The 12,807-nt window shown below is 74.4% G+C and carries 12 protein-coding genes; 8 read left to right on the top strand and 4 right to left on the bottom strand.

What is annotated here, in order from left to right; translation table 11 throughout:
- Positions 1-119: 119 nt before the first annotated feature.
- Positions 120-1,040 carry an ABC transporter ATP-binding protein gene (locus DQ238_RS20290; protein ID WP_113783060.1) on the bottom strand — a complete coding sequence of 307 codons (921 nt, stop codon included), beginning with the start codon at positions 1,038-1,040 and terminating at the stop codon, positions 120-122.
- 91 nt (positions 1,041-1,131) lie between these two features.
- Between DQ238_RS20290 and DQ238_RS20285 the strand changes: the two genes are divergently transcribed.
- Both DQ238_RS20285 and DQ238_RS20280 read left to right on the top strand, forming a co-directional pair.
- Positions 1,132-1,812, top strand: coding sequence for a UdgX family uracil-DNA binding protein (locus tag DQ238_RS20285; protein ID WP_113783059.1), 681 nt, complete (start codon positions 1,132-1,134; stop codon positions 1,810-1,812).
- A gap of 86 nt (positions 1,813-1,898) precedes the next feature.
- Entirely contained in the window at positions 1,899-2,342 is a 444-nt protein-coding gene (locus tag DQ238_RS20280) for an organic hydroperoxide resistance protein (RefSeq protein ID WP_113783058.1), read from the top strand.
- A gap of 2 nt (positions 2,343-2,344) precedes the next feature.
- Here DQ238_RS20280 and DQ238_RS20275 read toward each other — a convergent pair whose 3' ends face one another.
- Together DQ238_RS20275 and pdxH are read right to left on the bottom strand one after the other, a co-directional pair.
- Positions 2,345-3,691 carry an MFS transporter gene (locus tag DQ238_RS20275; RefSeq protein WP_113783057.1) on the bottom strand — a complete coding sequence of 449 codons (1,347 nt, stop codon included), beginning with the start codon at positions 3,689-3,691 and terminating at the stop codon, positions 2,345-2,347.
- Between the two features lie 55 nt (positions 3,692-3,746).
- Positions 3,747-4,403 (bottom strand): pyridoxamine 5'-phosphate oxidase, encoded by a 657-nt coding sequence (gene pdxH / locus DQ238_RS20270; protein WP_113783056.1) that lies wholly within the window; start codon positions 4,401-4,403, stop codon positions 3,747-3,749.
- A gap of 183 nt (positions 4,404-4,586) precedes the next feature.
- Between pdxH and DQ238_RS20265 the strand changes: the two genes are divergently transcribed.
- From DQ238_RS20265 to DQ238_RS20245, 5 genes are all read left to right on the top strand, one after another.
- The gene (locus DQ238_RS20265; RefSeq protein ID WP_113783055.1) at positions 4,587-5,714 is read left to right on the top strand and encodes a citrate synthase 2; all 1,128 of its coding nucleotides are present in this window, start codon (positions 4,587-4,589) and stop codon (positions 5,712-5,714) included.
- Between the two features lie 122 nt (positions 5,715-5,836).
- Positions 5,837-6,949: a phosphoserine transaminase gene (serC, locus tag DQ238_RS20260; RefSeq protein WP_113783054.1), complete on the top strand. Its 1,113-nt coding sequence runs from the start codon at positions 5,837-5,839 to the stop codon at positions 6,947-6,949.
- A gap of 250 nt (positions 6,950-7,199) precedes the next feature.
- Positions 7,200-8,651: a family 14 glycosylhydrolase gene (locus tag DQ238_RS20255; RefSeq protein ID WP_113783053.1), complete on the top strand. Its 1,452-nt coding sequence runs from the start codon at positions 7,200-7,202 to the stop codon at positions 8,649-8,651.
- 190 nt (positions 8,652-8,841) lie between these two features.
- Positions 8,842-9,807 carry a septation protein SepH gene (gene sepH, locus DQ238_RS20250; RefSeq protein ID WP_113783052.1) on the top strand — a complete coding sequence of 322 codons (966 nt, stop codon included), beginning with the start codon at positions 8,842-8,844 and terminating at the stop codon, positions 9,805-9,807.
- 56 nt (positions 9,808-9,863) lie between these two features.
- A complete protein-coding gene (locus DQ238_RS20245; RefSeq protein WP_113783051.1) occupies positions 9,864-10,337 on the top strand; it encodes a general stress protein in 474 nt (157 codons plus the stop codon).
- A 56-nt stretch (positions 10,338-10,393) separates the two neighbouring features.
- Here the strand turns inward: DQ238_RS20245 and DQ238_RS20240 are convergent, their stop codons facing one another.
- The gene (locus tag DQ238_RS20240) at positions 10,394-11,203 is read right to left on the bottom strand and encodes an RNA methyltransferase (RefSeq protein WP_233496135.1); all 810 of its coding nucleotides are present in this window, start codon (positions 11,201-11,203) and stop codon (positions 10,394-10,396) included.
- Positions 11,204-11,347: 144 nt separating this feature from the next.
- Between DQ238_RS20240 and DQ238_RS20235 the strand changes: the two genes are divergently transcribed.
- Positions 11,348-12,745, top strand: a complete 1,398-nt coding sequence (locus tag DQ238_RS20235) for an MFS transporter (protein ID WP_113783049.1) — start codon at positions 11,348-11,350, stop codon at positions 12,743-12,745.
- Positions 12,746-12,807 lie beyond the last annotated feature (62 nt).

Genomic DNA, 12,807 nt, shown 5'->3' with positions numbered 1-12,807 from the left:
TGGCTCTACGTGATCTGGCACTGCTGGCAAGCCGGCGAAGCCTACGACCCCGCCCGACACAACGCCCTGCAACGCATCCTCAACCAAGATCAACGGCAGGCGGCTTGACACAGGGCTTCTCACGCGGCCACCTCCTCGGTCCCGGGATCCGGGTCGGCGACCGCCTCGCGGAACAGCTCGACGAGGGTCGGCTCGCGCCAGGCGAAGTGGGCGACCCGGCCGGTGCGCAGCGCGGCGGCGAGCACCGCCTGGTCGTCGGTGCCGGCGTCCAGCTCGAGCAGGGTGTCGCCGGCCCGCTGGGACACCACCCGCACGCCGGGCAGCGCGGCCGCCCACCCCGGCGGGGCGTCGGGGACGACCACCCGCAGCACCCGGCCGGCCTCGCGTCGGCGCAGCTCGGCGACGGGGCCGGCGGCCACCATGTGTCCGCGGGCGAGGATGCCGACCGAGTCGCACAGCCGCTCGACCAGGTCGAGCTGGTGGCTGGAGAACACCACCGGGACGCCGCCGCGCACCTGCTCCAGCAGCGCCTCGGCCAGCGTGTCGACGCCGACCGGATCCAGGCCGGAGAACGGCTCGTCGAGGATGAGCACCTCCGGCCGGCTGACCAGCGCGGCGGCCAGCTGGACCCGCTGCTGGTTGCCCAGCGACAGCTTCTCCACCCGGTCGCCCCGGCGGGCGGCCAGGCCCAGCCGGTCGGCCCAGTGCTCGGCCGCGTGGGCGGCCGCGGCGGCGTCCAGGCCGTGCAGCCGGGCGAAGTAGGTCAGCTGCTCGCCGACCCGCATCTTCGGGTAGAGGCCCCGCTCCTCGGGCATGTAGCCGACCCGGCGCCGCACGGCGGCGTCCAGCGGGCTGCCCCGCCAGCGGACCTCGCCGGCGTCGGCGCGGGCCAGCCCCATCGCGATGCGCATCGTCGTGGTCTTCCCGGCGCCGTTGGCCCCGCAGAAGCCGAACATCGAGCTGGGGGCGACGGCGAACGAGACGCCGTCGAGCACCCGGCGTTCCCCGTAGGTCTTGTAGAGCCCGTCGAACTCCAGCACCGCTGTCGGTCCTCCTCCGTCGGGCTTCGTCGGGCCGACCGTATCGGCTGCCCGTGTCGCGCCCGGGCCGGGACTGCGGTGTCATCAGCACATGAGCCAGGAGAACGTCCCGGCGCAGCCGCCGACCGGGGTGGGGCTGGACGGCCTGCGCGCGGCCGCCGCCGGGTGCCGGGCGTGCGAGCTGTGGGAGCCGGCCACCCAGACCGTCTTCGGCGAGGGCCCGGAGACCGCACGGATCGTCTTCGTCGGCGAGCAGCCCGGCGACCAGGAGGACCGCAAGGGCGAGCCGTTCGTCGGCCCGGCCGGGCGGCTGCTCGACCGGGCGCTGGCCGACGCCGGCATCGACCGCCGCGACGCCTACATCACCAACGCGGTCAAGCACTTCCGGTTCACGCCCACGCCCAAGCGGCGGCTGCACAAGACCCCGGGGCCGGAGCACCTGCGCGCCTGCCGGCCGTGGCTGGAGGCGGAGTTCGCCGTCCTGCAGCCGGAGGTGGTCGTCTGCCTGGGCGCGACCGCGGCCAAGGCGCTCATCTCGCCGTCCTTCCGGATCACCCAGGAGCGGGGTCGGCTGATGCCCTGGACCCCGCCGGGCACCGACGACCTGTTCGCCGCCGCGGCCGCCGACGACGACGAGGACGCCCCCCACCAGACGTGGGTGCTGGCCACCACCCACCCCTCGGCGATCCTGCGCACGCCGGACGACGCCCGCGAGGCGGCCTACGACGCGCTGGTGGCCGACCTGCGGGTGGTCGCGCACGCCCTGGCCTGAAAGCGGACCCCGGCCCCCCTGGCACGCTCGGGGACGCCGAGGAGAGGGCCTGGCGCACGCCGCTCCCGGGCGGTAGGACGGTCCCCATGGACCGCATCTACACCGCCGAGGCGACGGCGACCGGCGCCCGCACCGGGGAGGTGGCCTCCTCCGACGGGCGGCTGGCCGCACAGCTGTCCCGCCCGGCCGAGCTGGGCGGGGACGGCGGCCCCGGTACCAACCCCGAGCAGCTGTTCGCCGCCGGCTACGCGGCCTGCTTCCAGAGCGCCATGCGGTTCGCGCTCAAGGACCTGGGGCTGACCCCGAAGGCCCTGGAGGACTCCTCGGTCACCTGCCAGGTGCACTTCCTGCGCGGCGAGCCCGGCGACTTCGGGCTCGCCGTCGACCTGTCGGCCCGGCTGCCGCAGCTGGACGAGGAGACGGCCCGGAAGGTGCTGGAGAAGACGCACACCATCTGCCCGTACTCGCGGGCCACCGCGGGCAACGTCGAGGTCGGGCTGCACGTCGTCCCCCCGACGTCGGCGGACTGAGCTCAGCCGCGCGCGGACGGGTACGCGGTCCGCGAGGCGCGGAACGTCCGGAACGACGGCACGGCCAGCGCCACGACCGCCATCGCGGCGACGACGACCACTCCGCCGGAGACCATCGCGGCGGTCACCCCGGCCGCGCTGGCGATCGCCCCGGCCCGCAGGTCGCCCAGCCGCGGCCCACCGGCGACGACGACGAGGAAGACGCCCTGCATGCGGCCGCGCATCTGCTCCGGAGCGGCCAGCTGCAGCATCGAGGAGCGCAGGACGGCGCTGACCATGTCGCCGGCCCCGGCCACGGCCAGGCAGAGCACGGCCACCCACAGCGTCGGGGCGAACCCGAAGCCGATGATCGCCAGGCCCCACACCACGATCGCGGCGAGGACGACGGCGCCCTGCCGGTCCACCCGGGACACCCACCCCGAGGTCAGCCCCATGACCAGCGCGCCGATGGAGATGCCGGCGAACAGCCAGCCCAGGCTGTTGGGCGAGCCGGCGTAGCGCCCCTCCGCCAGCTCGGGGAAGACCGCCTGCGGCCAGGCGAACAGCATCGCGACGACGTCCACGACGAAGGTCATCAGCAGCACCGGCTGGGTGCGCAGGAAGGCGAACCCCTCCCCCACCCCGCGCACCGCGGCGCCCAGCCGCAGCGGCCCGGCCTCCCGGCCCGGCGGCAGTGCCGGCAGACCGCGCAGCAGCAGCACGGCCACCGCGAAGCCGAGGGCGTCGACGGCGTAGGTGAGGAACAGGTCGCCGAGGCCGATGAGGACGCCGGCCAGCAGGGGGCCGACGATGACCCCGACCTGGCGCACGGTCATGGCCAGGGCGTTCGCCGCCGGCACGCCCTCGGCCCCCACCAGGGCGGGGATGACCGCGCTGCGGGTCGGCTGGTTCACCGCGCTGAACGCGGACACGCAGGCGGTGAGCACCCACAGCACCGCCAGGTTCCCGCCGCCGGGCAGCAGCGCCTGGACCGCCAGCAGCGCGCTGGTCCCCGCCGACCCGGCCCCGGTGACCAGCAGCAGCCGCCGCCGGTCCATCGCGTCGGCGATCGCCCCGCCGAGCAGGCCGAACACGATCAGCGGCACCAGCGCCACGACCGACGTGACGCCGACCAGCAGAGAGGAGCCGGTGATCTCGTACACCTGGTACGGGACGGCGACCAGGGTCATCTGCTGGCCGAGCGTCGTGGCCGCGACGCCCCAGAACAGCCGTCGGTAGTGCGGGTTGCGCAGCGGGCCGGTGTCGATGGCCAGGTGTCGGGAGACCCGGGCGCGCCGGGCTCTCGGCGGCACCGGCACGGGCTCCTCGACCGGTCCGGCCCCCTCGACCGGGTCGACCGGCGCGCTCACCGGAGCATCCCCGGGGGGCCGAAGTGGCCACTTCGGCCCCTGACGGCGGGCGCGCTCACGGCGCCAGCCGCTGGACGACCCAGCCGCCGCCCTCCTCGTCGTCCCGGACGAACCGCAGCCGGTCGTGCAGCCGGTCGGCTCCGCCCTGCCAGAACTCCACCCGGTCGGGCACGACCCGGTACCCGCCCCAGGTCGGCGGCCGCGGCACCCCGCCGTCGGAGCTCTCGGTCTCCAGCCGGCGCAGCCGCTGCACCAGCTCCTCGCGCGAGTCGACCAGCGTCGACTGGATCGACGCGGCGGCGGCCAGCTGCGCGCCGCGGGGCCGCGGGTCCCACAGGTCGTCGCTGGCGGCGTCGCCGATGCGCTCCACCCGGCCGGCCACCCGCACCTGGCGCTGCAGCGCGTGCCAGGGGAAGACCAGCGCCGCCCGCGGGTTGACCGCCAGCTGGGCGCCCTTGGCCGAGGCGTAGCTGGTGCCGAAGACGAAGCCGAACTCGTCGTAGCCCTTGACCAGCACGACGCGGGCGTCGGGGGCGCCGTCGGCGTCGGCGGTGGCGACCACGACCGCGTTGGGCTCGGGCAGCTCGGCGGCGACGGCGTCGGCGAACCAGCGGTCGAACTGCTCGACCCAGGTGGGGGCCAGGTCGGGCTCCCGGAGTCCACGGGTCTGGTAGTCCCTGCGCATGCGGGAGAGGTCGGGCACGCACCCCATGCTGTCACCCTCCCGGCGCGCCGGACCTGCACCGAGCGGGTCCCGCGGGCGAGGGCGTCCGGGGGCGCCCGCGGCTCCGGACCCGCCCGTTCCCCGGCCCGTGCCCACGGCCTACTGTTCCGTCGCAGCCGTGCGCGGGGTCCCGGGCGCGCACGGGACAGCGCGCGCAGAGGAGCATGCGACATGGCCGACGACTTCGTCCCCGGTCTCGAGGGCGTCATCGCCTTCGAGACCGAGATCGCCGAACCGGACAAGGACGGCGGGGCGCTGCGCTACCGCGGGGTCGACATCGAGGACCTGGTCGGCAAGGTCACCTTCGGCAACGTGTGGGCGCTGCTGGTCGACGGCAGGTTCGGCCCGGGCCTGCCGCCGGCCGAGCCGTTCCCGATCCCGGTGCACACCGGGGACGTGCGCGTCGACGTGCAGGCCGCGCTGGCGATGCTCACCCCGATCTGGGGCTACCAGCCGCTGCTGGACATCGACGCCGTCGAGGCCCGCGACGAGTTGGCTCGCGCCGCGGTCATGGCGCTGTCCTACGTGGCGCAGTCCGCCCGCGGCATCGGGATCCCGGCGGTCCCGCAGCGGCGGGTCGACGAGGCCTCGACCATCGTCGAGCGGTTCATGGTGCGCTGGCGCGGCGAGCCCGACCCCCGCCACGTCGCCGCCGTCGACGCCTACTGGACGTCGGCCGCCGAGCACGGCATGAACGCCTCCACCTTCACCGCCCGCGTCATCGCCTCCACCGGCGCCGACGTCGCGGCCGCGCTCTCCGGGGCGATCGGCGCGATGTCCGGCCCGCTGCACGGCGGCGCCCCCTCCCGCGTGCTGCACATGCTCGACGGCGTGGAGGAGGCCGGCGACGCGGAGAAGTACGTCAAGGGCCTCCTCGACCGCCACGAGCGGCTGATGGGCTTCGGCCACCGCGTCTACCGCGCCGAGGACCCCCGCGCCCGGGTGCTGCGCCGCGCCGCGCAGGAGCTGGGCGCCCCGCGCTTCGAGGCGGCCCTCGCCCTGGAGCAGGCCGCGCTGAAGGAGCTGCGGGAGCGCCGTCCCGACCGGCCGATCGAGACCAACGTGGAGTTCTGGGCGGCGATCGTCCTGGACTTCGCCGAGGTGCCCAGCCACATGTTCACCTCGATGTTCACCTGCGCCCGCACCGCCGGCTGGTGCGCGCACATCCTGGAGCAGAAGAACACCGGCCGGCTGGTGCGCCCGTCGGCGCGCTACACCGGCCCCGGGCCGCGCCGGCCCGAGGAGGTCGAGGGCTTCGACACCATCAGGACCACGACCACCCTGTCCACGCCGGCCTGAAAGAGGACCCCACTGCCCCCGCCACCTGCGAGCTCGCGGCGGGACCCTGCAGGGGCCGGCGGGACGGGGCCGCCCTGGTCCTCTGCACCGGCCCGCCCCCGACCCCGAGAGGCAGTCCCCGGATGAGCATCACCCTCCCCGCCGACCTCCTGCCCGCCGACGGCCGCTTCGGGTGCGGCCCGTCGAAGGTGCGCCCCGAGGCGCTGGCCGCGCTGGCCGACAGCGGCGCCTCGCTGATGGGGACCTCCCACCGCCAGGCCCCGGTCAAGGGGCTGGTCCGGCACGTGCGCGAGGGGCTGACCCAGCTGTTCGACCTGCCCGACGGCTACCAGGTCGTCCTCGGCAACGGCGGGACGACGGCGTTCTGGGACGCCGCGACCTTCACCCTGATCCGGGAGCGCAGCGCGCACGGCAGCTACGGCGAGTTCTCCTCGAAGTTCGCCTCCGGGGTGGCCGAGGCCCCCTTCCTCGCCGACCCGGTGATCGCCCGGGCCGACCCGGGCTCGCTGGCGCTGCCGACCGCGACCGAGGGCGTGGACGCCTACGCCTGGGCGCACAACGAGACCTCCACCGGCGTCATGGCCCCCGTGCAGCGGCCGTCCGGCACCGACGACGCGCTGGTGCTCATCGACGCCACCAGCGCCGCGGGCGGGCTGCCGGTCGACGTCTCGCAGACCGACGTCTACTACTTCGCGCCGCAGAAGAACTTCGCCAGCGACGGCGGCCTGTGGATCGCGCTCATGTCCGGTGACGCCCTGGAGCGGGTGGCCGAGATCAAGGGTTCGGGCCGCTGGGTCCCCGGCTTCCTGGACCTGTCCATCGCCATCGACAACTCGGGCAAGGACCAGACGTACAACACCCCGGCGGTGGCGACGCTGTTCCTGCTGGCCGACCAGATCCGCTGGCTGCTCGACCTGGGCGGCCTGTCCGGCGCCGTGGCCCGCACCCGGGAGTCCTCGACCCGGCTGTACGGCTGGGCGGAGCAGTCGGAGTACGCGACACCGTTCGTCGCCGACCCCTCCCTGCGCTCCTACGTCGTCGGCACGGTCGACTTCGACGCCTCGGTGGACGCCGCCGAGGTGGCCCGGGTGCTGCGGGCCAACGGCGTGGTCGACGTCGAGCCCTACCGCAAGCTGGGCCGCAACCAGCTGCGGGTGGGCATGTTCCCCGCCGTGGACCCCGACGACGTCAGCGCGCTGACCGCCTGCATCGACTTCGTCGTCGGGAAGATCTAGGAGGGCCCCCCTGCCCCCCACCAGAGAAGGACCCCGCCCTCCCCACCCTTCGCAAGCTCAGGGTGGGACCCGAGACGGGGCCGGCGGCGGGACCCTGCAGGGGGGCCGTTCCCTCACGTCACCAGGCTCGGGGCCGGACCCGGGGTGGGGCCGCCGCTGACCGCGTGTCGGTCGGGACACACCGGGGTGGGCGCCCGGCGTCCGGTACCGGCCGTGACCCCGTGGCGACGAGCTGACAGCATCGGCGGGTGTGAAGCGCGCCACAGTCACCCTCGCCGTCCTCGGTCTCGTCCTCGCCGGCGCGGGCACCGCCCAGGCCGCGCCACCCGACGGTCCGGTGCCGCCGGGTCCGGTGGCGCTGGACGACCCGGAGTTCACCGCCAACGTGATGGCGCCGCTGCACGTGACCGACTGGGCCGACTTCGAGGCCGACCTGGACAGCGTGGCCGGCTACGGCGTGGACGCGGTGAGCGTCGACGTGTGGTGGGGCGACGTCGAGGGTCGGGCGGACAACCGGTTCGACTGGAGCTACTACGACCGCGTCTTCGACGTGATCACGTCGCACGGGCTGGACATCGTGCCGATCCTGTCCTTCCACCAGGCCGGCGGGAACGTCGGGGACGAGTACACCAGCCTGCTGCCGTCCTGGCTGTGGCAGAAGTACGCCGAGGTCACCTACCGCGGCGTCGAGCTCGGCCCGACCGGGCTGCAGCACCGCAGCGAGCAGGGCAACTACTCGGCCGAGAGCGTGCAGGGTTGGGCCGACGGCGTGGTGATGGACGAGTACCGGGACTTCACCCGGGCCTTCGCCCAGCAGTACGGCGACACCTACGCCGACGACGTCATCGAGGTCAACGTCTCCCTCGGCCCCTCCGGCGAGCTGCGCTACCCCTCCTACAACCAGCACGACCAGGGCACCGGCTACCCGACCCGCGGCGCGCTGCAGTCGTACTCCCCGCTGGCCGTCCGCGACCTCCAGCAGTGGGCGCTGCGCCGCTACGGCTCCCTCGAGGCGGTCAACGCGGCCTGGGGCACCGCCTACACGTCGGTGGACCAGATCTGCCCGCCCCAGGACGCCGACGCCTTCTTCGCCGGCCTGGACTACCTCGACACGCAGTACGGCCGCGACTTCGTCGACTGGTACAACGGCTCCCTCGTCGACCACGGCGAGCGGGTGCTGCGCACGGTCGTCCGCACCCTGGGCGAGGACTTCCCGGAGGCCGACATCGGCTACAAGGTGCCGGGCATCCACTGGTCGATGACCAACCCGGCCCACCCGCGGGCCGCCGAGGTCACCACCGGCCTGGTCCAGACCAGCGTCGACCTCGACTCGTGGGCGACCGGGCACGGCTACCAGCGGATCATCGAGCTGGCCGACCGGTTCGACGGCGGCCCGCGCGAGGTGGTCGTGCACTTCACCGCCCTGGAGATGGACGACCAGGATGCCCCGCCCGCGTACTCGCTGGCCCAGACGCTGGTCGGCTGGATCGGCGACTACGCCTTCCGGGCCGGCGTCGAGCTCAAGGGCGAGAACGCGCTGGCCGGCGGCGTGCGGTCCGACGAGGGCTGGGACGACATCGAGGAGGCCTTCGAGCAGTGGGGCTACCTCGGCCTGACGGTGCTCCGGATCGGCGACGTGTCCTCGGGCACCGGTGCCGACCGGTACGCACGGTTCATCAAGACGTACAGCCCCGACGTGTGACCGCACCGAGCGCGGCGTCGGGTGGTCGCGTCGTCACGCCCCGTGAGGACCTCGGCCGCGGTCGCGCCACGCCGGGCGAGCCTGCCGACCAGCTCCCGCGGGCACGGATAGCCTCGCCCCACGGGACTGTCTCGAACCGAGCCGGCCCGACCACCGTCGTCCCGCCACGAGCACCACCCGGAGGTCGCCCATGCGCACTCTGCGTCTCGTGGCGCTCTCCGAGGACGGGGAGAACCTGGTCCTCGTCCTGGACGGCGCCGAGGCCGGCGAGGAGCCCGAGCGCTTCCTGCTGCCCATCGACGAGCGGGTCCGCGCCGCCGCCCGCGGGGACGCCCGCCGCCTCGGCCAGATCGACGTCGAGATCGGCGTCACCATGCCGCCGCGGGTGATCCAGGCCCGCATCCGCGCCGGGGAGACCCCCGAGCAGGTCGCCGCGGCCTCCGGCATCCGGGTGGAGCGGATCATGCGGTTCGCCCACCCGGTCCTGCAGGAGCGCGAGCGGGTCGCCGAACAGGCCCGCGAGGCCCGGGTGCGGCTGTCCGAGGGGACGCCCGCGGTGCCCCTGCAGCAGTTCATGGCCGAGCGGCTGCGGCTGCTCGGCGCCGACCTCGACGCGGTCCGCTGGGACGCCGCCCGGTCCAGCGACGGCGTCTGGCAGGTCACCGCCGCGTGGCAGGCCGGGTCGAAGTCCGGCGTCACGCGCTGGGCCTACGACGTCCCGGCCCGGACGGTCACCCCGGTCGACGCCGCGACCACCGACTTCGCCGAGGGCACCCGCCTGGTCCGGGTCGTTCCGCACGTGCCGAACGAGCGGCCGGTGCCGGTGCACCGCAGCCGCCCGGTCTCGGTCGTCCCCGACGACGAGGTCGCCGCGCCGGCGTCGTCGGCCCGGCTGGCCGCCGACGAGGACGGCGGCGACCCCGGCCGGGACGGCGGCGACCCCGGCGAGGCCGACCACGTGCGCCCGGTACTGCCGGTCGACGGCACCCCGCGCGGCGAGCGCCGCACCGATCCCCTGCTCGACGACGACGTCGCCGAGCACGACACCGTCGTCCTCGGCCGACCCGGCGGGGAGGGCGAGGGCGAGGACGAGGACCCCCGCGCCCGCATCCCGGCCTGGGAGGACATCGTCTTCGGGGTCCGCCGCCACCGCTGACCCACGGTGGGGCCGCCCGGAGGTGTCCGGTGTCCGTGCGGGGGTAGGACCGACTCATGTCAGCCTCGGTGTCCATGCCCCTCGGCGGCGTGCAGGTCGGTTCCTACGACAGCTACGAGCAGGCCCAGGCCGCCGTCGACTACCTCTCGGACGAGAAGTTCCCGGTCGAGAACGTGACGATCATCGGGTCGGACCTCAGGCAAGTCGAACGGGTCACCGGTCGGCTCACCTGGGGCCGGGTGCTGGCCGCCGGTGCGGCCGGCGGGGCCTGGTGGGGACTGTTCGTCGGCCTGCTGCTCGGCATCTTCGCCGTCAGCGGCACCGCCTGGTTCGGCTCGATCCTGACCGGCCTGCTCATCGGTCTGGCGTTCGGTGCGCTCTTCGCCGCGATCGGCTACGCCGCCACCCGGGGACGGCGGGACTTCACCAGCGCCAGCGCGATCGTCGCCGCCCGCTACGACGTCATGTGCAACCCGGCCCGCGCCGAGGACGCCCGGGCCCTGCTGGCCCGCTTCTCCCTCCGCGGGTAAGGACCCCCTGCCCCCCACCACTCGCAGGCTCGCGGCGGGGCCCTGCAGGGGCCGCATCAGCGGAGGGTCGCGAAGGCAATCGCGGCGGCCGCGGCGACGCCCAATGAGTCCACCCCGGCGCGCATGGGGATGCGCGCCCTGATCCGCGCGGCCCGCTGCGCCTGCGGGGTCAGCCCCGGCCCCTCGGCGCCGAGCAGCACCGCGGTGCGCGGGTGGGCGCGCGGGTCCACCTCGACCAGGTCGACCGCGTCGGAGGCCGGGGTGAGCGCGACCGTCAGGTAGCCGGCGTCGTGCAGCCGCGCCAGCCCGGCCGGCCAGTCGGGCAGGACGGCGAACGGCAACGCCAGCACGTGCCCCATCGAGACCCGCACCGAGCGCCGGTAGAGCGGGTCGGCGCAGCGCGGGTCCAGCAGCAACCCGTGGACGCCGAGCGCGACCGCCGAGCGGGTGATCGACCCCAGGTTCTCCGCGTCGTTGAGCGCCTCGAGCACCGCCAGCCGCCGCGGCGCGGCCGGGTCCGGGCCGGCCAGCAGCGCGTCGAGGTCGGCCGGGCGACGGCGGTCGGCGGAGGCGAGCACGCCGCGGGTCAGCCGGAAGCCGATCACCTCCGAGAGCACCCACTTGTCCGCCTCGTAGGCCGGCACCCCCTCGGGCAGGTCCAGCGCCGCCACCCGCCCGGGCACGCCGAACACCGCCCGCACCCGGTACGGCGAGACCAGCAGCCGCTCGACCGCCGGCACGCCTTCGACGATCACCGGGCCGGTCCCCCGCTCGGTGCCGGGCCGCCGGTCGCCGGCCTTGAGGTCGCGGAAGTCGGCCACCCGCACGTCGTCCGGGTCGGTGATCGGCACAGGAGCCGTCGGCACGGCGCTGATCATGCCCGCCGCCGGACGGCCGGAGCGCGGGGTCGCGGTTCTGTTCGGAACGGAGCCGAATTGCTCGCGGCGCGGTGTGCCCATAGCCTCGTTCCCGGGTCAGTTCCGCCCGACACACTGACGACAGGAACGGCGATGGCGACCCCTGCGCAGGACACCCCCGCCCTCGACCGCAGCTCCCTGCGCCGGCTCATGGCCGCCGGGCTGATCGGGAGCTCGATCGAGTGGTACGACTTCTTCATCTACGCCACCGCGGCAGCGCTGGTGTTCGGGGACCTGTTCTTCCCCAACGCCTCTCCGCTCATCGGCACCCTGCTGGCCTTCAGCACCTTCTGGGCGGGCTTCATCGCGCGCCCCATCGGCGGTCTGATCTTCGGCCACTTCGGGGACAGGGTCGGTCGCAAGCCGGCCCTCGTCACCTGCCTGGTGCTGATGGGGTCGGCCACCTTCCTCATCGGCCTGCTGCCCACGGCCGGCACGATCGGCGTGCTCGCCCCGGTCGCGCTCGTCGTCCTGCGCTTCCTGCAGGGCATCGCGGTCGGCGGGCAGTGGGGCGGGGTCATCCTCCTGCTCACCGAGAACGCCGGGCGCGACCACCAGGGGCGCGCGGGCACCTTCGGGCAGATGGGCGTGCCCATCGGCGTCATCCTGGGCAACGTCGTCTTCCTGCTGGTGAGTGCCCTCGTGAGCCCCGACGCCTTCGTCTCCTGGGGCTGGCGCATCCCGTTCCTGTGCAGCGCCGTACTGCTGCCCGTCGTGCTGTTCATCCAGCTGCGCGTCGAGGACACGCCCGTCTTCCGGCAGCTGCAGGAACGCCATGCGCACAATCCCGAGGCCCAGGTGGCGCAGGCCCCGCTCACGGAGGTCCTGCGCAGGCACCGCCGGCCGGTCCTGCTCGGCGCGGGCCTGCTCTTCGGCACCAACGCGATCTTCTACATCAGCATCGCCGGAGTGCTCAACTACGCCACCCAGGAGCTCGGCATCGACCGCGACGCCCTGCTCAGCGTCACGCTCATCACCTCCTTCATCTCCATCTTCATCATCTACTTCAGCGGGTCGGTGTCGGACCGGATCGGCCGCCGGCCACCGATCCTGGTGGGCGCGGCGATCATCACGCTGTGGGCCTTCCCGTTCTTCTTGCTCATCGACACCGCGTCGCTGGCGCTGATCTTCGTCGCCCTCACCGTGGGACTGATCGGGTCCTCGCTCACCTACGGCCCCCTGGCGGCCTACCTGGCCGAGCTGTTCGAGCCGCGGATCCGCTACTCGGGCGCCTCGATGGCCTACCAGCTGGCCGCCATCCTGGTCAGCGGAGGCACCCCGTTCATCATGACCGCGCTGCTGGCCGCGACGGGCACCTCCATGTCGGTGGCGGCCTACCTCGTCCTCATGGGCGCGATCACGTTCGCTGCGGCGCTGGCCCTGCGCGAGACCCGTCCCAGGGGTGAGAGCCGCAGAGGTGGCCTTCGCGGCAGCACGGGGACGGACTCGACGACCGGGATCCGCACGACCGACCTGCAGCCCGGCCACTGACCGGAGCCGTTCCCGGCCGTCGCGAGGACGGCGGCCGTTGACCCCCGGGGGCAACTCATCGG

It is taken from the genome of Geodermatophilus sp. TF02-6, from assembly GCF_003319115.1.
GTDB lineage: Bacteria > Actinomycetota > Actinomycetes > Mycobacteriales > Geodermatophilaceae > Geodermatophilus.
Note: the sequence above shows the minus strand (reverse complement) of the source record. Positions and strands in the feature narration are given on the sequence as shown.

What these genes read in the sequence shown, in the direction of transcription:
- DQ238_RS20235 (WP_113783049.1), top strand. Translation starts at nt 11,348, where the DNA reads ATGGCGACCCCTGCGCAGGACACCCCCGCCCTCGACCGCAGCTCCCTG.
- DQ238_RS20265 (WP_113783055.1), top strand. Translation starts at nt 4,587, where the DNA reads ATGGCCGACGACTTCGTCCCCGGTCTCGAGGGCGTCATCGCCTTCGAG.
- pdxH (WP_113783056.1), bottom strand. Translation starts at nt 4,403, where the DNA reads ATGGGGTGCGTGCCCGACCTCTCCCGCATGCGCAGGGACTACCAGACC.
- DQ238_RS20245 (WP_113783051.1), top strand. Translation starts at nt 9,864, where the DNA reads ATGTCAGCCTCGGTGTCCATGCCCCTCGGCGGCGTGCAGGTCGGTTCC.
- sepH (WP_113783052.1), top strand. Translation starts at nt 8,842, where the DNA reads ATGCGCACTCTGCGTCTCGTGGCGCTCTCCGAGGACGGGGAGAACCTG.
- DQ238_RS20285 (WP_113783059.1), top strand. Translation starts at nt 1,132, where the DNA reads ATGAGCCAGGAGAACGTCCCGGCGCAGCCGCCGACCGGGGTGGGGCTG.
- DQ238_RS20280 (WP_113783058.1), top strand. Translation starts at nt 1,899, where the DNA reads ATGGACCGCATCTACACCGCCGAGGCGACGGCGACCGGCGCCCGCACC.
- serC (WP_113783054.1), top strand. Translation starts at nt 5,837, where the DNA reads ATGAGCATCACCCTCCCCGCCGACCTCCTGCCCGCCGACGGCCGCTTC.